This window comes from Tardiphaga sp. 866_E4_N1_4 (genome assembly GCF_052076075.1).
GTDB classification, from domain to species: domain Bacteria; phylum Pseudomonadota; class Alphaproteobacteria; order Rhizobiales; family Xanthobacteraceae; genus Tardiphaga; species Tardiphaga robiniae.
Genome location: NZ_CP197242.1, coordinates 5,702,150 through 5,720,571, shown reverse-complemented (window position 1 = coordinate 5,720,571; position 18,422 = coordinate 5,702,150). Strand labels below are relative to the sequence as shown.

General features: G+C 61.4%; 14 protein-coding genes. 5 read left to right on the top strand and 9 right to left on the bottom strand.

Annotation, left to right across the window (positions count from 1 at the left end; translation table 11 throughout):
• Positions 1–7 precede the first annotated feature (7 nt).
• The 5 genes from AB8B20_RS27550 to AB8B20_RS27530 all read right to left on the bottom strand — a co-directional run bounded on the left by AB8B20_RS27550 (position 8) and on the right by AB8B20_RS27530 (position 6,849).
• Positions 8–1,186: an ABC transporter permease gene (locus tag AB8B20_RS27550; RefSeq protein WP_439073907.1), complete on the bottom strand. Its 1,179-nt coding sequence runs from the start codon at positions 1,184–1,186 to the stop codon at positions 8–10.
• Entirely contained in the window at positions 1,186–2,292 is a 1,107-nt protein-coding gene (locus AB8B20_RS27545; protein WP_068736211.1) for a microcin C ABC transporter permease YejB, read from the bottom strand. Before AB8B20_RS27545 ends, AB8B20_RS27550 begins: the two co-directional genes overlap by 1 nt.
• A 1-nt stretch (position 2,293) precedes the next feature.
• The gene (locus AB8B20_RS27540; RefSeq protein ID WP_439073908.1) at positions 2,294–4,150 is read right to left on the bottom strand and encodes an extracellular solute-binding protein; all 1,857 of its coding nucleotides are present in this window, start codon (positions 4,148–4,150) and stop codon (positions 2,294–2,296) included.
• 14 nt (positions 4,151–4,164) lie between these two features.
• Positions 4,165–6,066, bottom strand: a complete 1,902-nt coding sequence (locus AB8B20_RS27535; protein WP_439073909.1) for an extracellular solute-binding protein — start codon at positions 6,064–6,066, stop codon at positions 4,165–4,167.
• A 234-nt stretch (positions 6,067–6,300) separates the two neighbouring features.
• On the bottom strand, positions 6,301–6,849 hold the full coding sequence (locus tag AB8B20_RS27530; protein ID WP_068736206.1) for a c-type cytochrome: 549 nt from the start codon (positions 6,847–6,849) through the stop codon (positions 6,301–6,303).
• A gap of 208 nt (positions 6,850–7,057) precedes the next feature.
• On the opposite strand from AB8B20_RS27530, the gene AB8B20_RS27525 reads away from it, so the two are divergent.
• On the top strand, positions 7,058–7,798 hold the full coding sequence (locus AB8B20_RS27525) for a 3-deoxy-manno-octulosonate cytidylyltransferase (RefSeq protein ID WP_439073910.1): 741 nt from the start codon (positions 7,058–7,060) through the stop codon (positions 7,796–7,798).
• Positions 7,799–7,843: 45 nt separating this feature from the next.
• Positions 7,844–8,692, top strand: coding sequence for a prephenate dehydratase (locus AB8B20_RS27520; protein ID WP_068736325.1), 849 nt, complete (start codon positions 7,844–7,846; stop codon positions 8,690–8,692).
• A 9-nt stretch (positions 8,693–8,701) separates the two neighbouring features.
• On the opposite strand, the gene AB8B20_RS27515 is transcribed toward AB8B20_RS27520, so the two are convergent.
• The 3 genes from AB8B20_RS27515 to AB8B20_RS27505 form a co-directional block, all read right to left on the bottom strand.
• Positions 8,702–9,112, bottom strand: a complete 411-nt coding sequence (locus AB8B20_RS27515) for a YciI family protein (protein WP_093759237.1) — start codon at positions 9,110–9,112, stop codon at positions 8,702–8,704.
• Between the two features lie 78 nt (positions 9,113–9,190).
• Positions 9,191–9,637: a VOC family protein gene (locus AB8B20_RS27510; RefSeq protein ID WP_093759238.1), complete on the bottom strand. Its 447-nt coding sequence runs from the start codon at positions 9,635–9,637 to the stop codon at positions 9,191–9,193.
• Positions 9,638–9,676: 39 nt separating this feature from the next.
• Complete coding sequence (locus AB8B20_RS27505; RefSeq protein WP_439073911.1) at positions 9,677–10,693, bottom strand: LLM class flavin-dependent oxidoreductase; 1,017 nt, start codon at positions 10,691–10,693, stop codon at positions 9,677–9,679.
• A gap of 411 nt (positions 10,694–11,104) precedes the next feature.
• Between AB8B20_RS27505 and metF the strand changes: the two genes are divergently transcribed.
• From metF to AB8B20_RS27490, 3 genes are all read left to right on the top strand, one after another.
• Positions 11,105–12,004 carry a methylenetetrahydrofolate reductase [NAD(P)H] gene (gene metF, locus AB8B20_RS27500; protein ID WP_439073912.1) on the top strand — a complete coding sequence of 300 codons (900 nt, stop codon included), beginning with the start codon at positions 11,105–11,107 and terminating at the stop codon, positions 12,002–12,004.
• Between the two features lie 4 nt (positions 12,005–12,008).
• A complete protein-coding gene (gene metH / locus AB8B20_RS27495) occupies positions 12,009–15,854 on the top strand; it encodes a methionine synthase (protein WP_439073913.1) in 3,846 nt (1,281 codons plus the stop codon).
• Between the two features lie 622 nt (positions 15,855–16,476).
• Complete coding sequence (locus AB8B20_RS27490; RefSeq protein ID WP_089261574.1) at positions 16,477–16,725, top strand: hypothetical protein; 249 nt, start codon at positions 16,477–16,479, stop codon at positions 16,723–16,725.
• Between the two features lie 187 nt (positions 16,726–16,912).
• Here the strand turns inward: AB8B20_RS27490 and glpK are convergent, their stop codons facing one another.
• Positions 16,913–18,412: a glycerol kinase GlpK gene (glpK, locus tag AB8B20_RS27485; protein ID WP_439073914.1), complete on the bottom strand. Its 1,500-nt coding sequence runs from the start codon at positions 18,410–18,412 to the stop codon at positions 16,913–16,915.
• Positions 18,413–18,422: the final 10 nt, after the last annotated feature.

The window sequence follows — 18,422 nt, the reverse complement described above, 5'->3', positions numbered from 1 at the left end:
TGCGGCCCTACCTGAACGTCTTGCGCGGATCGAAGGCATCGCGCACGCCCTCGCCGATGAAGATCAACAGCGACAGCATGATCGCCACCGCAAAGAAACCGGTGAAGCCGAGCCAGGGCGCCTGCACATTGGCCTTGCCTTGCGACAGCAGCTCGCCGAGCGACGGCGAGCCTGGCGGCAGGCCGAAGCCCAAGAAATCCAGCGCGGTCAGCGTCATCACCGAGGATGAGACGATGAATGGCAGGAAGGTCATCGTGGCAACCATGGCATTGGGCAGCAGATGCCGGATCATGATCTTGGCGTTGGATACGCCGAGCGCCCGCGCCGCCATGATGTATTCGAAATTGCGCCCGCGGAGGAATTCGGCGCGCACGAGACCTACGAGCGATACCCATGAGAACAGCAGCAGGATCCCAAGCAGCACGAAGAAGCCAGGCACCAGCACGGACGACAGGATCAGCAGCAGATAGAGTGACGGGATCGCACTCCAGATTTCGATGAAGCGCTGGAAGGCCAGATCGACCCAGCCGCCGAAATAGCCCTGCACACCGCCTGCCGCGATGCCGATGATCGACGAAACGATCGTGAGCGCGAGACCGAATAGCACCGAGATGCGGAAGCCGTAAATTAGCCGCGCGACGACATCGCGGCCCTGATCGTCCGTACCGAGCCAATTATATTCGAGATCGCGGCAGCTCTTGAGGCCTTTCTTCTCGACCACCGACTTGCACTGTTCTTCGGTCAGCATCCATGTCGGCTTTGACGGCGCCGGCGTCGGCAAATCGAGATTGTGGGTATCGTAGGAATAGCGGATCAGGGGCCAGAGGATGGTGCCGTTCTTCTCGGCGATCAGCTTCTGCAGGAAGGGATCGCGATAGTCCGCAGCCGTCTCGAAATCACCGCCGAAGGTCGTCTCCGAATAGGTGACGAAAGCCGGGAAATACATCTTGCCGTCGAACTTGATGAAGAACGGCCGGTCATTGGCGATCACCTCGGCGAACAGCGAGATGAAGAACAGGAACAAGAAAATCCAGAACGACCAGTAGCCACGGCGATTGGACTTGAAGTTCTGCCAGCGACGCTGGTTGAGCGGCGAGATGCCGAGCGGGTGACGCGACGGTGGCACGGCTTCGCCGAGCGGCGACAGCGTGGTGGTTTCGACGGGCACGGGCGCGGTGATGGTCATCAGACTTCTCGCGCCTCAAAGTCGATCCGCGGATCGATCCACATATAGGCCAGATCGGACAGGAGGTTCACGACAAGACCGACCAGCGAAAAGATAAACAGCGTGCCGAACACCACGGGATAATCGCGGTTGAGCACGCTCTCGAAGCCGAGGAGACCGAGGCCGTCGAGCGAGAAGATGGTTTCGATCAGCAGCGAGCCCGAGAAGAACGCGTGAATGAACGCGCCCGGGAAACCGGCGATGACGATCAGCATGGCGTTACGGAAAATGTGATTGTAGAGCACCTGCCGCTCATTGCAGCCCTTGGCGCGCGCGGTCATCACATATTGCTTGCGGATTTCATCGAGGAACGAGTTCTTGGTCAGTAGCGTCATGGTGGCGAAGGCACCGAGCACCATCGAGATCAGTGGCAGCGTCATGTGCCAGAAATAATCGATGATCTTCCAGTACCACGGGAACTGGCTCCAGCCGTCCGAAGTCAGGCCGCGCAGCGGGAAGATGCTCCAGAACGATCCGCCGGAAAACAGGATGATCAGCAGGATCGCGAACAGGAAGCCGGGGATGGCGAAACCGACAATGATGACGGCCGAGGTCCAGGTGTCGAAGCGCGAGCCGTCCTGCACCGCCTTGCGGATGCCGAGCGGGATCGAGATCAGGTAGGTGATTAGCATCATCCAGATGCCGAGCGACATCGAGACCGGCAGCTTCTCCTTGATCAGTTGCAGCACTGTCGTGTCACGGAAGTAACTCTTGCCGAAATCGAAGCGGGCGAAGTTCCACAGCATCAGCGCGAAACGTTCCGGCGCAGGCTTGTCGAAGCCGAACTGCTTTTCCAGGCTCTTGACGAAATCCGGATCGAGCCCCTGCGCGCCGCGATATTTCGAGTTCACCGCATCGCCTGCGGCGCCCGGCTGCGCACGGTTACCGAAGTCACCACCAGATGAACCGGAAACGCGCGACGCGCCTGTATCGGCGCCGCTGAGTTGCGCGATCACGCGTTCGACGGGACCACCGGGCGCAAATTGCACCACGACAAAGGACACGAACAGGATTCCCAGCAGCGTGGGAAACATCAGCAGCACGCGCCGTGCAATATATGCGCCCATGCTATTTGGCCTGCTCGCTTGACGGTTTTACGGACGCCCACCACAGATCGGGGGCACCGACGCCGATATATTTCGGCAGATTTGCGGGATGGCCGAACACATTCCAATAGGCCACGCGATGCGAGGCGGAGTACCATTGCGGCACCCAGTAGCGGCCGGCGCGGATGACACGATCCAGCGCTCGCGCCGCGAAAACCAGCTTGGGGCGCGTATCGGCGGCGATGACTTCGTTCATCAGGGCATCGACCACAGGATCGGAAATGCCGGCGAGATTGTTCGAGCCCTTGGTCGCTGCCGACTGCATCGAGAAAAACGAACGCAGGGAATCGCCGGGAATCGTGGAAAAGCTGAAACGTTCGATGGCTGCATCGAAGTCGAAATCGTCACGGCGTGCGCGGAATTGCACGGGATCGACAAGGCGCACACTGGCCTCGATACCCAGCGTGCCGAGATTCTTGATATAGGGCATGTGATGCGCCTGGAAAGCAGGCTCATCAAGCAGAAACTCGATCTTGAACGGCTCACCCTGCGCCGTCATGCGCTTGCCGTCCTTCATTGCGCAACCTGCGTCGTTCAGGAGCTGGATGGCCTTGCGCAGCAGCGCACGGTCCTGACCTGATCCATCCGATGTCGGTGGCAGATAGGGCGCTCCGAAAACCTCGGCCGGCACCTTGTCGCGGAATGGCTCCAGCAATGCGATCTCTTCCGGCGACGGCGCGCCGGTCGCCATCAGGTCAGAGTTCTGGAACGGCGACACCGTGCGCACATAGGCGCCATACATGATGGTCTTGTTGGTCCATTCGAAATCGAATGCGTTACCGAGCGCCTCACGCACGCGCGGATCCTTGAACTTGGCGCGGCGTGTGTTGAGGAACCAGCCCTGCGCGCCGGACGGTGTATCGTCGGGCAGCATCTCCTGTTTGACCCGGCCATCCTTCACCGCCGGGAAATCGTAGCGCGTGTTCCAGATGCGCGAGGTGAACTCCTCACGATACAGATAATTGCGACCGGTGAAACCTTCGAAGGCCACGTCGCGGTCGCGATAGAAATCGAACCGCACTGTATCGAAATTATAGCTGCCGCGATTGACCGGAAGGTCCGCGGCCCACCAGTCCTTCACACGGTCGAATTCGATATAGCGCCCGACCTCGAAGCGGCCGACCTTGTAGGGACCGCTGCCGAGCGGCGCCTCCAGCGAGGACTCGTCGAATGCGCGCTTGTCGTAATAGGCCTGCGAGAAGATCGGCATGCCTGCAACGAACAACGGCACGTCGCGGCCGCGCTTCTCGGCAAATGTCACCACCAGCGTCAGGTCGTCCGCAGCCTCGGCCTTGACCATGTCACGCATCTGCTGCGTGATGATGGGATGGCCCTTGGTCTTGAGAGCCGTCAACGAGAATGCCGCGTCACGTGCAGTGAGTTTGCTGCCGTCGTGGAAGCGCGCTTCCGGTCGCAGCGTAAAACGATAAGTCAGACCATCGGCAGAGATCTGCACGGACTTCGCCACCAGCCCGTACATCGCGTCTGGCTCGTCGCCCGCACGCACCATCAGCGGGGCGAAGGTCATACCCATGCCCTGCGCGCCGTCGCCCTTCAGAACATAGGCGTTCAGCGAATTGAAGGTCTGGAACGACTGGTTGAATGCACGGCTCGACGGCACCGTCGAGAAGGCGCCGCCCTTCGGCGCCTTGACGTTGACGTAGTCGAAATTCGGAAAATCGGCCGGGTATTTCAGATCGCCAAAGGCGGAGATGCCGTGGGCTTCGCTCGGCGCTTGCGCCAAAGCGGGGCTGAAGCGTGACGCCGCGATAGCGCCGATCCCGAGACCCAGCACGTGCCGACGATTGAGCTGCGCCATGCGCGATGTGCTCCTCAAGAGCGCTTGCCGATCTTGGCGGCCTTGTCGACGTCGTACCACCAGATGGCGGGGAAACCCGACTGCCCGTATTTCGGCGGCTCAGGCGGACGACCGAAGCGATCCCAGCGCGCCGTGCGGACCTTGTTGTAGGTCCATTGCGGCACCACGAAGTTGTTCCACAGCAGCACGCGATCCAGCGCCTTGGTCGCAGCGACGAGATCGTTGCGGTCCTTGGTGAAGATCACGCGATCGATCAGCTTGTCGATCGCAGGATTCTTGATGCCGACGATATTGCGGGAGCCGGCCATATCGGCGGCTTGCGAACCCCAGAATTCACGCTGCTCGTTACCGGGCGACAGCGACTCCGGCCAGGACGACACGACGATGTCAAAATCCCAGGTCCGCAGCCGGTTCTCATATTGCGTGGCATCGATGGTGCGGACCGACACGCCGATGCCGAGACGTTCGAGCGATGGCTTGAAGAACAGCATCACGCGCTCGAAGGAGGGATCTTCGCCGAGCAATTCCAGCTCAAACGGCGCACCGGTCTTGGCATTGACCAGTTTGCGATCACGGACTTCGTAGCCCGCTTCCTTGAACAGTTGTAGCGCTTCGCGAAGATTGCCGCGCACATTTTCAGCACTGCCACCGACCGGATTCGTATAGGGCTTGGTGAAAACCTCCGGCGGCACTTCGGCACGCACCGTCTCCAGAATCTCCAGCTCCTTGCCTTCCGGCAGGCCTGACGATGCCAGTTCGGTGCCGTCGAAATAGCTGGAGATGCGCTTGTACTGGCCGAAGAAGATCTGCTTATTCATCTCCTCGAAGTCGAACGCATAATTCAGCGCGCGACGGACGCGCGGATCCTTGAACTTATCGCGGCGAATGTTGAGCGCGAAGCCCTGCATGATGCCCGACGAGCGATTGAGGAATTCCTCGAGAACAACGCGCTTCTCGGCCACCGCCGGAAAGTCATAGGCCGTCGCCCAGTTCTTCGCGCTATTTTCGGTGCGCCAATCCACCTGGTCGCCCTTGAAGGCTTCGAGCGCAACGGTACCGTCGCGGAAATATTCGTAGCGCAGCTCGTCGAAATTATTGCGACCGACATTCACGTTGAGGTCGCGCCCCCAATAGTCCTTCACACGCTCCACCGACACCGAACGGCCCGGCACGAAATCCCTGATGCGATAGGCGGCACTGCCGAGCGGCACTTCCAGCGTCGTGCTACCGATGTCGCGCTTGGCGCCGGAAGCGTTCGTGCCCTCCCACCAATGCTTGGGCAACACCGTGAGCTGGCCGACGATCTGCGGCAATTCGCGATTGCCGGGCGCATCGAAGGTGAACTTGATTTCGCGCTCGCCGACCTTCTCTGCCTTCACCACATGGCGGTAATAGGCAGAATATTGCGGGTGATATTTCTTGAACGACTCCAGCGAGAAGATCACATCCTCCGGGGTCACCGGCTTGCCATCATGCCACCTGGCATTCGCACGCAACCGATAGGACACCCAGGAGTAATCCTCGGGATGGCTGACGGCTTCCGCGAGCAGGCCATATTCAGTCGAGACCTCGTCCAGCGATCCTGTCGTAAGGGACTCGTAGATCAGTCCGACTGCACCGGCGATGTTGCCCTTCACGCCGGCCACCGCGATGTTGAAATTGTCGAAGGTGCCGATGGCGATCTGGCGGACGGTGCCGCCCTTGGGAGCTTCCGGATTGACGTAGTCGAAGCGCTTGAACTCCGCCGGATACTTGATCTCCCCGAACAGGGACAGCGCATGGCGCCATTCTGCACCTTTTGCCGCAGACTGGGCACTTGCTGCATCGATGACGGAGAGGCTGCCCGTACCACCGATGACAGGGGCAAGTGCGGCGAAGGCGCTGGTCTGGAGAAGGCGGCGTCGGGAAATCGTCAATGTGCTGAATCCTGTGAACCGAAGCAGTCTATTAGAACGGTCATATAAGGCGAGGGTTCGACCGATTATGCCGGCTTTTCCGCAGGATACCACCCGTCACGCTGGTTGCATCCTAACGCGTTGCGGCCAAACGTCCCGCTTAAGCTTTGGTAATGCAGATACGAAAACGGCCAGGCTGAGCCTGGCCGTTTAATCGATGATAAATTACCAAGGAACAGCGTTACGACACCGTCCTCATTTCGCTGCAGTGGGCAGCGGCACCGGCTTATCGGCGAGAGTTGCCAGATAGGCGATCACGTCGGCGCGCTCGCTATCCTTTTGAATGCCGGCGAAGCCCATGGCCGTGCCCGGCACGGTGCCCTTCGGATTGGCGATGAACTTGTTCAGCTCCTCGAAGGTCCAGGTGCCGCCCTTGGCCTTCATGCCCGCCGAGAAGTTGAACCCGGCCTTGCCTTCGCCCACCTTCTCATTGACGACGCCGAACAGGTTCGGGCCAACGCGGTTCGGGCCGCCCTTTTCGAAAGTATGGCAGGCGGCGCACTTCTTGGCTGCGGTTGAGCCCTTCTCGACCGAAGCGGTCTGCAGCAGCTTTTCGATCGGTTCGGACGGCGCGGCAGCAGCCTTGGCACCACCGGCAGCCTCTTCCTTCACGGCAATATCAAAGCCGGGCTTTTCCATATGCTTCGGTGAAAACACGGCCTGGGCGGTGAAATTCGTCACCATCAGAACCAGGCAGGTGCCGAGAATGGCGCCCATAATCTTGTTGAGTTCGAAGGAGTCCATAGTCGAAAAGCCCCACGCCGTTTTAGGTCATTGGAAGGCCGCTCCAACGGCCTCGACACACTCAGGAATCACGTTCCTGCGGCCCTCGGGCCTGCCGTTTTGAGATAACGGTTTGCCCATCCTCTGGCAACCCGTATAAACGCCGCGCCCTTTGATGTGCATCATACTTTTCGGGGGGAAGATCACTGGAATCCAAGCCGATTTTGACATGACAGACACACGCACCCTGGTGCTCATTCCCGCCCGCATGGCCGCGACCCGCCTGCCCGGCAAGCCGCTGCTCGATATTGGCGGGCTGCCGATGATCGTGCATGTGGCGCGACGCGCCAAAGAGGCCGGTCTGGGCCGTGTCGCCATCGCCACCGATACGGCCGACATCGCGGACGCCGTTAAAGCCCACGGTTTCGAGGCGGTCATGACCTCCCCGGACCATCCATCAGGGTCCGACCGGATATTTGAGGCCCTGTGCAAACTGGACCCGGCCGGACACGTCCAGACCATCGTCAACGTCCAGGGCGACCTCCCCACTATTCCGCCGGGCGACATTAGCGCCGCGGTCCGCCTGCTCGACAACCCCGCGGTCGACATCGCGACCCTGGCGACCGAGATCCACAAGGATGACGAACATACCAATCCGAGCGTGGTGAAGCTGATCGGCTCGCCAGCCGGGCCTGACCGGCTGCGTGCGCTGTATTTCACTCGCGCCACGGCGCCCTATGGCGACGGGCCCCGCTACCATCACATCGGGCTTTATGCCTATCGGCGCGCCGCACTCGAGGCCTTCGTCAAACTCGCCCCCTCCACGCTGGAGCTCCGCGAAAAGCTCGAACAGCTGCGCGCGCTCGAAGCCGGCATGCGGATCGACGCCGCCATCGTCGATAGCGTCCCGCTGGGCGTCGATACGCCCGCGGATCTCGAAACCGCCCGCCGGCTACTGGCAAAAACCTGAGTGACTGATACAAGGCCCGCCATGACCATTCCCAAAAATCAGATCATGAAGATCGCATTCCAGGGCGAGCCCGGCGCCAATTCCCATATCGCCATTGTCGAGGCGTTTCCGAATGCCGAGCCGCTGCCCTGCGCCACTTTCGAGGATGCGCTGGCCGCGATCACCTCGGGCGAGGCCGATCTAGGCATGATTCCGATCGAGAACTCGATCGCCGGCCGCGTCGCCGACATCCACCATCTGCTGCCGCAGTCAGGCCTGCATATCGTCGGTGAGTGGTTTCTGCCCATTCACCACCAGATGATGGCGCTGCCCGGTGCGAAGCTCACCGACATCAAGACGGTGGAAAGCCACGTCCACGCGCTCGGCCAGTGCCGCCGCATCATCCGCAAGCTGGGGATCAAGGCCATCGTCGCCGCCGATACCGCCGGCTCGGCCCGCGCGATTGCCGAACGCGGCGACAAGAGCTGCGCCTCGCTGGCCTCGCGGCTCGCGGCAGATATCTACGGGCTCGAAATTCTCGCCGAGGACGTCGAGGACGAGGATCACAACACCACGCGTTTCGTCATCCTTTCCAAAGACGCCAAATGGGCGCCGCAGGGCTCCGAACCGCTGGTCACCAGTTTTGTTTTCCGCGTCCGCAACCTTCCTGCGGCGCTCTACAAGGCACTCGGCGGCTTCGCTACCAACGGCGTCAACATGACCAAGCTGGAAAGCTACATGGTCGACGGCGAGTTCTTCGCCACGCAGTTCTACGCCGATGTCGACGGTCATCCGGATGACCGCAACCTCGCTTTCGCACTCGAAGAACTGAAGTTCTTCTCACGCGAATTCAGGATCGTCGGCGTCTATCCGGCGCACCCTTTCCGCGCGACCTTCGGCGAACCGACCTCGTAACCAGCAAGTTCAGGACGACGCCGGCCGGACGTGATCGGTCAGCGCATGCGTCGCCGCCATAGGCGAACCGGGCAGAAATAGCTGAACCGGACGGATTTCATAGACCGCAGTCGGATTGACGCGGCGCAGATCGCGCGCGGTTGCGACGGCGTCCTCACGGGTCGCACAATCGACCACATAGAAGCCGAGCAACTGCTCCTTGGTCTCAGCAAAGGGGCCGTCGATGACCACGCCAGCGCCGGGTCCGCGCAGGGTGAATGCACCCTTAGTGCCGCCCAGCCGCGCAGCCGGCCCCATCCGGCCGTCGGCCGTCAGCTTCTCGTGAAGCTCATGAAGATTGGCCATCACCGCAGTGTCTTCGTCGGCCGTCCACGACACGACGACGTCTTCGACGTGATAGGCCAGGATTGCATAGAGCATAGGTTTTACCTCGTGTGGTGACGGCGCCGATCCAAGGACGTTTCGGTAATCCCGATCCCGACATTGCCTTTCGAAACTTTACGACGCCTCGCAAATTGACGCATCCACCGCAACCAACTCGACGATATTGCCGTCCGGATCGGTGACGTAAATGGAGCGCCAGCCGATCCATCGGTGTTCGTAGGTGTTCGGCTTGAAACCCGCCTTCGTCAGGGCATCGAGAGCAGGCTGATAGTCCGATAACGCAATCTCCAGCGCAAGGTGATGCAGAGTGGGTGCCCGCAAATCGGGAGCGGACCATTTCGTGTCGTCACGATTGGACGGCTGATCGGCCCTGAAAAGACCGATAATCCGGTGATGGCCTTCAAAGCCATCTTCCACTTTGAGAAATACAATCCGATCGTCGAAGGCGCGCAGCACACTGAGGCCAAGGACATCTCGATAGAAACTGACCGCGCGCGGCATATCGCTGACACGCAGAACAACTTCGCCAAGGCCACGCGGTGTTACCAGAGGCGCCATCATCCCCTCCCATTGTCGCGGCGCTCGCAAAGCTCGCTGCGCCTAGGCTGCTGCTCTCTGCAATTGAAATACATCCGCCAACAGATCATAGGACCGCTTCCGCGCCTCATGATCATACATCGCGGTAATGACCATCAACTCATCGGCCTGGCATTCGCTAATGAGCGGCTGCAGCTTTTCCATGACTGTCGACGGGCTGCCGACGAACAGTCGCGAACGGTTGCGTGCGACCTTCATCTTCTCGCTGTCGCTATAGGGATAGGCCAGCGCCTCCTCTACGCTTGGCAGCGGCGCATATTCGCCGCGGTCGCGGCGCAGGCGATTGAGATCGGCTGACGAGGCCAGCCGCTCGGCCTCGGCATCCGTCTCCGCACAAATCACTGCGACGGCGAGAATCGCATGCGGCACCTGTCGCCAGCCGGATGATTTGAAGCGCGCGCGGTAATGCACCATCGCATCCGCCGCATCATGGGATGCGAAATGATGCGCGAAAGCGAAGCCCATGCCAACCTGCGCGGCCAGATCCGAACTGTAGTCGCTGGAGCCGAGCAGCCAGAGTGGCGGCAGCGGGACGTCATTGGGCATCGCCACGACGTTGTTATAGGGATGATCTGCCGGGAATTGCCGCGTCTCCCACAGTACCAGTTCGCTCAGCCGCTCGAGGAAATCATCGCCCTCGCGGCCGGCAAGACGGTTGCGCAACGCATAAGCTGTGGCACCATCGGTCCCCGGCGCACGGCCAAGGCCGAGATCGATCCGGCCGGGAAACAGCGCCTCCAGCATCTTGAAGCGCTCGGCCACCATCAGCGGCGCATGGTTCGGCAACATCACGCCGCCGGAGCCGACGCGGATATGCTGCGTTACCGCCGCGATCTGCCCGATCATGATCTCCGGCGCCGGACTCGCGACCGATGCCAAATTGTGGTGCTCGGCCAGCCAGTAGCGGACATAGCCGAGGCGATCGGCATGTTTGGCCAGATCGATGCTGTTGCGGAGCGCGCCCGCGGGCGGCGTGCCTGACGTGACGACCGAGAGGTCGAGAATGGACAATGGGATCATGGCGCCAAGCTAGTGCCTGCGCCGGAGAGGGCAAAGAGCGTTTTGGGCCACCGACGCCTCCCCCAAACGCCGACCGCAGCAAGGGCCGCCTCTCGTGGGATGAATTCTGATATAAGAATAATTACACGACATTTGCCCACATACACCGTCTATAGATCGAAGTGGCTACATTGGCTATTTACAGCCATATTCTGGTAGTTTTGCGAGAAACCGGCGCTGCCCACTTGTATTCTAACGAGGAAAATTACGCGAGATATCTGCCCTTAGTTGGGCCAATTCCCACCCTAAAACCGCTCCAGATGGGCTATTTCAGTCACCGACCATAGCCTATCTTTGTGCAGTGCAGCCAAAGTCCCCCGGGCTTGGCGCCAGAGACAACCGGTACCGCTTCATGCGGTGGAGTTTGACGCGATGACCGAGATCAACCCGGCCACCCCCACCAAGCTTCCCAATATCTCCTTCGAGTTCTTCCCGCCGAAGACCGAGGAGATGGACCGCACCCTGTGGGACACCATTGAGCGCCTGGCGCCGCTGAACCCGTCCTTCGTGTCGGTGACCTATGGCGCCGGTGGGTCGACGCGCGAGCGCACCCACGCCACCATCGTCCGTCTGCTCAAGGAGACCGCCCTCACCCCGGCGGCGCATCTGACCTGCGTCGGCGCGCCGAAAAGCGAAATCGACGATGTCGTGACCCGCTATCATGAGGCCGGCGTTCGCCACATCGTGGCCCTGCGCGGCGATCCGACCACAGGCATCGGCACGGAATATATACCGCACCCCGACGGTTACAAGACCTCCGCCGATCTGGTCGCCAGCATCCGCAACCGCTATCCCGATATCGACGTCACCGTCTCCGCCTATCCGGAGAAGCATCCCGAGAGCGCCGACTTCGATGCTGACATCGATACGCTGAAGGCGAAAGTCGATACCGGCGCGACTCGCGCCATCACCCAGGTGTTCTTCGATAACGATCTCTACTTCCGCTACCTCGACAAGGTCCGCGCCCGCGGCATCGATATCCCGGTGCTGCCCGGCATCATGCCGATGCATAATTTCAAGCAGGCGAGAGCTTTCGTCACCCGTGCTGGCACCACGGTCCCATCCTGGCTCGCCGCCAAGTTCGACGGCCTCGATAACGATGCCGAGACACGCAAACTGGTAGCCACCACCGTGGCCGCCGGCCAGGTGCAGAAGCTCGCCAAACAGGGCGTCAGTGACTTCCATTTCTACACGATGAACCGCGCCGATCTCGTTTTCGCCATTAGTCACCTGTTGGGCTTCCGGCCGAACGGCGCGCAGAAAGCTGCCTGATCTCATGTCCGTACCCGTTTCGCCGAAGCGTACCGAACTGCTTGCCGCCGCTGCCGAGCGCATTCTCGTGCTCGACGGTGCCATGGGCACTATGATCCAGGGTCTGCAATTCGACGAGGCCGCATTCCGCGGTGAGCGCTACAAGAATTTCCACCGCGACCTCCGCGGCAACAACGACCTGTTGATCCTGACGCAGGCCGACGCCATCGAGGACATCCACGCGCAATATCTGCGCGCCGGTGCCGACATCGTCGCCACCAACACCTTCTCCTCGACCTCGATCGCGCAGGCCGATTACGACCTGCAGGACATCGCCTATGAGATGAGCCGCGAAGGCGCGCGCCTCGCCAAGAACGCCGCGATCACCGTCGCTGCCGAGGACGGCAAGCCGCGCTTCGTCGCCGGCGCCATCGGCCCGACCAACCGCACCGCCTCGATCTCGCCGGATGTCGCCAATCCCGGCTATCGCGCGGTGACCTTCGACGATCTGCGCATCGCCTATAGCGAGCAGATCAACGGTTTGCTTGACGGCGGCGCCGACCTCCTGCTGGTCGAAACCATCTTCGACACGCTGAACGCCAAGGCGGCGCTCTATGCCATTGCCGAAATCTGCGAGGCGCGCGGCATCGACGTGCCCGTGATGATCTCCGGCACCATCACCGACAAGTCAGGTCGCCTGTTGTCCGGCCAGATGCCGAAAGCGTTCTGGAATTCGGTGAAGCACGCCAGGCCCGCCACCATCGGCTTCAACTGCGCCCTCGGCGCCGAAGACCTGCGCGCGCATATCGCCGATATCGGCCGCGTCGCCGATACCCTCGTCTGTGCCTATCCGAATGCCGGCCTGCCCAACGAATTCGGCCAGTATGACGAGAGCCCGGAATTCATGGCGGGGCTGATCGGCGAGTTCGCCGCCAGCGGCCTCGTCAATGTGGTCGGCGGCTGCTGCGGCACCACGCCGGACCATATCGCGGCCATCGCCAAGGCCGTCGCGCCGCACAAGCCGCGCGTTGTACCGGAGATCGCACCGCTCCTGCGCCTGTCAGGTCTGGAGCCGTTCGAACTGACCTCAGCGATTCCCTTCGTCAATGTCGGCGAGCGCACCAACGTCACCGGCTCGGCTAAATTCCGCAAGCTGATCACCGCCGGCGACTACACCGCCGCGCTGCAAGTGGCGCGCGACCAGGTCGAGAACGGCGCGCAGGTCATCGACGTCAATATGGACGAAGGCCTGCTGGATTCCGAAGCGGCGATGGTCGAGTTCCTCCATCTGGTCGCCTCCGAGCCGGACATCGCCCGCGTGCCGGTGATGGTCGACTCGTCGAAATTCAACGTCATCGAAGCCGGCCTTAAATGCGTTCAGGGCAAGCCGATCGTCAATTCGATCTCGATGAAGGAAGGCGTGGAGAAGTTCATCCACGAGGCCAAGATCGCGCAGCGCCATGGCGCCGCCGTGATCGTGATGGCCTTCGACGAGGTCGGCCAGGCCGACACGTTCGCGCGCAAGACCGAGATCTGCAAACGCGCCTACGACATTCTGGTCAAAGAGCTGAACTTCCCGCCGGAAGACATCATCTTCGATCCGAACATTTTCGCCATCGCGACCGGCCTCGAAGAGCACAACAATTACGGCGTCGACTTCATCGAGGCGACGCGCTGGATCCGGCAGAACCTGCCGCATGCGCATATTTCCGGCGGCGTCTCCAACTTGTCCTTCTCGTTCCGCGGCAACGAGCCGGTGCGCGAAGCGATGCATTCGGTGTTCCTGTATCACGCCATCAAGGCGGGCATGGACATGGGCATCGTCAATGCCGGCCAGATGATCGTCTATGACGACATCGATCCCGAGCTGCGCCAGGTCTGCGAGGACGTCATCCTCAACCGCGATCCCGGCGCCTCCGAACGGCTGCTCGAACTCGCCGAGAAGTTCCGCGGCCAGACCAAGCAGGCCAAGGAGCAGGATCTCACCTGGCGCGAATGGCCGGTGGAAAAGCGGCTGAGCCACGCGCTGGTGCACGGCATCACCCAATATATCGACGAGGACACCGAAGCCGCGCGCCTGACCGTGGCACGACCGCTGCATGTCATCGAGGGCCCGCTGATGGCCGGCATGAATATCGTCGGCGACCTGTTCGGCGACGGCAAGATGTTCCTGCCGCAGGTGGTGAAGTCGGCCCGCGTGATGAAGCAGGCGGTGGCTTACCTGATGCCGTTCATGGAGCAGGAGAAGGCCGACAATCTCGCTGCAGGTATCACCGGCGATGGCCGCAAGAATGCCGGCAAGATCGTGCTCGCGACCGTGAAGGGCGATGTCCACGACATCGGCAAGAACATTGTCGGCATCGTGCTCCAGTGCAACAATTTCGAGGTCATCGATCTCGGCGTCATGGTGCCGGCCTCGAAGATCATCGATACCGCCAAGGCCGAAGGCGCCGACATCATCGGTCTGTCCGGCCTGATCACGCCGTCATTGGACGAGATGACGTTCCTGGCCGGCGAGATGGAACGGCAGGGTCTGAAGATGCCGCTGCTGATCGGCGGCGCGACGACCAGCCGTGTGCATACCGCGGTGAAGATCGATCCGAACTACCGCGCTGGCGCCGTTGTGCATGTCAACGATGCCAGCCGCGCCGTGGGCGTTGCCTCGTCGCTGCTGTCGCCGGAGAAGAGCGTCGCCTATGCGGCCGAGGTGCGCGCCGATTATGCGAAGATTTCTGCCGCGCATTTCCGCGCCCAGCAGGACAAGAAGCGGCTGTCGCTCATCGCAGCGCGCGCCAATGCGCATGTCGCGGACTTCAGCAAGACGGTGCGCAAGCCGACCTTCCTGGGCATCCGGACTTTCAGCGATTATTCGCTCGAAGAGCTTGCTGCCTATATCGACTGGACGCCGTTCTTCCAGACCTGGGAATTGTCCGGCCGTTTCCCCGGCATCCTCACCGATAGCGTGGTCGGCGAAGTCGCGACGTCGCTCTATGCCGATGCGCAGAAGATGCTCAAGCAGATCGTCGAGGAGAAGTGGTTCACGGCGAAGGCAACCATCGGCTTCTGGCCGGCCAACGCCATGGGCGATGACATCCGCCTCTATGCCGATGACACACGCACAACTGAGATCGCGACGCTCTACACGTTGCGCCAGCAGCTCGAGAAGCGCGAGGGCCGCTTCAACGCCGCGCTCTCCGACTTCATCGCGCCGAAGACCTCGAATGTGCCGGATTATATCGGCGGCTTCGTCGTCACAGCGGGCATCGGCGAGGATATTATCGCCGATCGCTTCAAGAACGCCAATGACGACTATTCGTCGATCCTGTGCAAGGCGCTGGCCGACCGTCTCGCCGAAGCCTTCGCCGAGCGCATGCATGAGCGCGTGCGCAAGGAGTTCTGGGCCTATGCGCCGGACGAGAATATCTCGACCGATGACCTGATCCTGGAGAAGTATCAGGGCATCCGCCCTGCTCCCGGCTATCCCGCGCAGCCCGATCACACCGAGAAGGCGACGATCTTCAAATTGCTCGATGCCGAGAACACTGCGGGCGTGACGCTCACCGAAAGCTACGCCATGTGGCCGGGCTCGTCGGTGTCCGGGCTCTATTTCAGCCATCCGGAGAGCTATTATTTCGGCGTCGGCAAGATCGAGCGCGATCAGGTCGAGGAATATGCCGCGCGCAAGAACATGAGCGTGGCCGAGGTAGAACGTTGGCTGGCGCCGGTGCTGAACTACATTCCGGGTGCCGGTGCCGAGCCTGCGCCGGTCGCCGTACCCGCGCCTGCCAATGACGAACTCGCGACCCATCCGCCGGGATGTAACTGCGCGGTGCATCTGATGTATCGCGGCAAGAAGGTCGGAGCGAAGTAGCGCTTTGCAAGTCGCAGGATTTGCTTGTCAAACAGCCAAGCTCTCGCATTCTCGCGGCGCTTGCGCGTCCGAGGTGTGAGCAGTGCCCCTCGAAACATGAGGGGTGGCGGCGCGCCGTGAGGCGCAAAGGGTGGTTTTATCGCGATCCGCTCCGCCGGCAAGCTGCAACCGCGCAACGCCTCACGGCGCGCCACCGCGGCGATTTCTGTCCCCGGGACCGTTCTTCCGGGCAAAGGCGCAGAGCTCCGCACTCCGCCGATCCCGACGGTTTCCCGCCGTTCACCAATGCCACGTCCAGCCAGCATGAGTGGCAGACCCCCGTAGTGGGGCCGGACGGTGACCCAAGGCCTCCCGAGTGCGCGGGGTACGTCACCCCACACCCGCAGGCGCCGCATCCCTGTCCCACTTCAAGACGCCTCATGAAGCGCCCCTCGCGAACGGGATAAAAGGCGTATAGACCTATATAGGATTTTCGTCAAGAGCGCGAGGGATTATTTTCTCCCTACCACCGCCGCGACGAATTCCGGTCCCGGCAAAGTTATCGTTTCAATCCCGTGGCGACGGAACGATCACGACGGCCGCAGCTTGTTGCATGCGCAATATTTGCGTTTGGAGGGTTGAAATGAAACGTACCATGATCGCGACGGCAGCCGCGGCACTCCTGGGTCTGGGCCTGATGCTTCCCGCGAACGCCATGCCGGTCGGTGGGCTTGCACCTGCGAGCACCGCCAGCGACATCATCCAGATTCGTGGCCATGGCGGCGGACATCATGGCATGCACCGCGGCGGGCGTGGACATCATTACGGCTGGGGCCGCGGGCGCGGCCATCATTATGGCTGGTCGCGCGGACGGCATCGCGGCTGGCGCTAAAATCTGATTCATCTTCGATGAATCAGATTCTAGCTTCTTCTTTTATTTGAGCATGATCTTATCCGAAAACCGGTATCCACTTTTCGGGATCATGCTTTAACGACCAACAGCAGGCGCGATCAACCTGACATGAACATCATGAAGAGCCGCCCGCACAGGCGGCTCTTTCTGTTTGGTGAGCAAGCTTTCAATCTTTCCCCGGATCGCTCGCCAATACCCCCTTCACCGCTTGCGCCCAGCCCTTCAGTTTTCGTGTCCGCGTGGCTTCGCTCATCACCGGACGGAAGCGATGTTCGAGGCGCCAGTTGTCGGCGAATTTGGCGGGTTCCGGAAATACGCCGGCCGTGAGACCGGCGAGATAGGCAGCTCCCAGCGCGGTGGTTTCCTGGATCATCGGGCGATCGACAGGGGCATTCAGCAGATCCGCGAGACGCTGCATGGTCCAGTCCGACGCCGTCATGCCGCCATCGACGCGCAGCACCACGGTGGCGGCGGAGACATCCGGCCAGTCGGCGCGCATCGCCGCGTAGAGATCGCGCGTCTGGTAGCAGACGCTTTCCAGCGCGGCATGGGCGAGTTCGGCCGGGCCGGTGTTGCGCGTCAGTCCGAACAGCGCTCCGCGCACATCGGGATTCCAGTAAGGCGCACCGAGGCCGACAAAGGCCGGGACCAGATAGACCGATTGCGAAGAATCGTTCTGATCCGCGAGCGGCCCGCTTTCAGCAGCGCTCTTGATGATCCCCAAACCATCGCGCAGCCACTGCACCGCGGATCCGGCAACGAAAATCGAACCTTCCAACGCATATGTCCGCACGCCGTTGAGCTGATAGGCAACCGTGGTGAGCAGCTTGTTCTTCGATTGCACCGGCGTCGTACCAGTGTTGAGCAGGGCAAAGCAGCCGGTGCCGTAAGTGGACTTGATCATGCCGGGCGCGAAACAGGCCTGCCCGATGGTTGCAGCCTGCTGATCGCCGGCAATACCGCCGATAATGATCGTGCCACCGAACAGATCGGTGCTGCCGAAATCGGACGATGAATCCTGCACCCTGGGCAGCATAGCCTTGGGCACGCGCAGCAGCTTCAGCAGCTCATCGTCCCATTCACCGGTGTGGATGTTGAAGAGCTGCGTGCGCGAGGCATTGGTGGCGTCGGTGGCATGCACCTTCCCCGCCGTCAGCCGCCACAGCAGATAGCAATCGACGGTGCCGAACAGCAATTCGCCGCGCTCGGCGCGGTCGCGCGCGCCAGGAACATGATCGAGAATCCACGCCACTTTGGTGCCGGAGAAATACGGGTCGATGATCAGACCTGTCTTTTGCGTGATCAACGGCTCATGGCCGTCGGCCTTCATCTGGGCGCAGATCTCCGCGGTGCGGCGGTCCTGCCAGACGATGGCACGGTGCACGGCCTGCCCGGTGACGCGATCCCACACCACCACGGTCTCGCGCTGATTGGTGATGCCGATCGCGGCAATATCCTTCGCGGTAACGTCGGCCTTCTTCATCGCCTCGCGGCAAACGGCCAGCGTCGAGGTCCAGATATCCTCCGGCTCATGCTCGACCCAGCCGGAGGCCGGGAAATGCTGCGGGAATTCCTGCTGCGCGGAGGCCGCGATCGAGATGTCGGCGCGAAAGATCATCGCGCGCGAGGATGTGGTGCCCTGATCGATGGCCATCACGAAAGACATGACGTTTCTT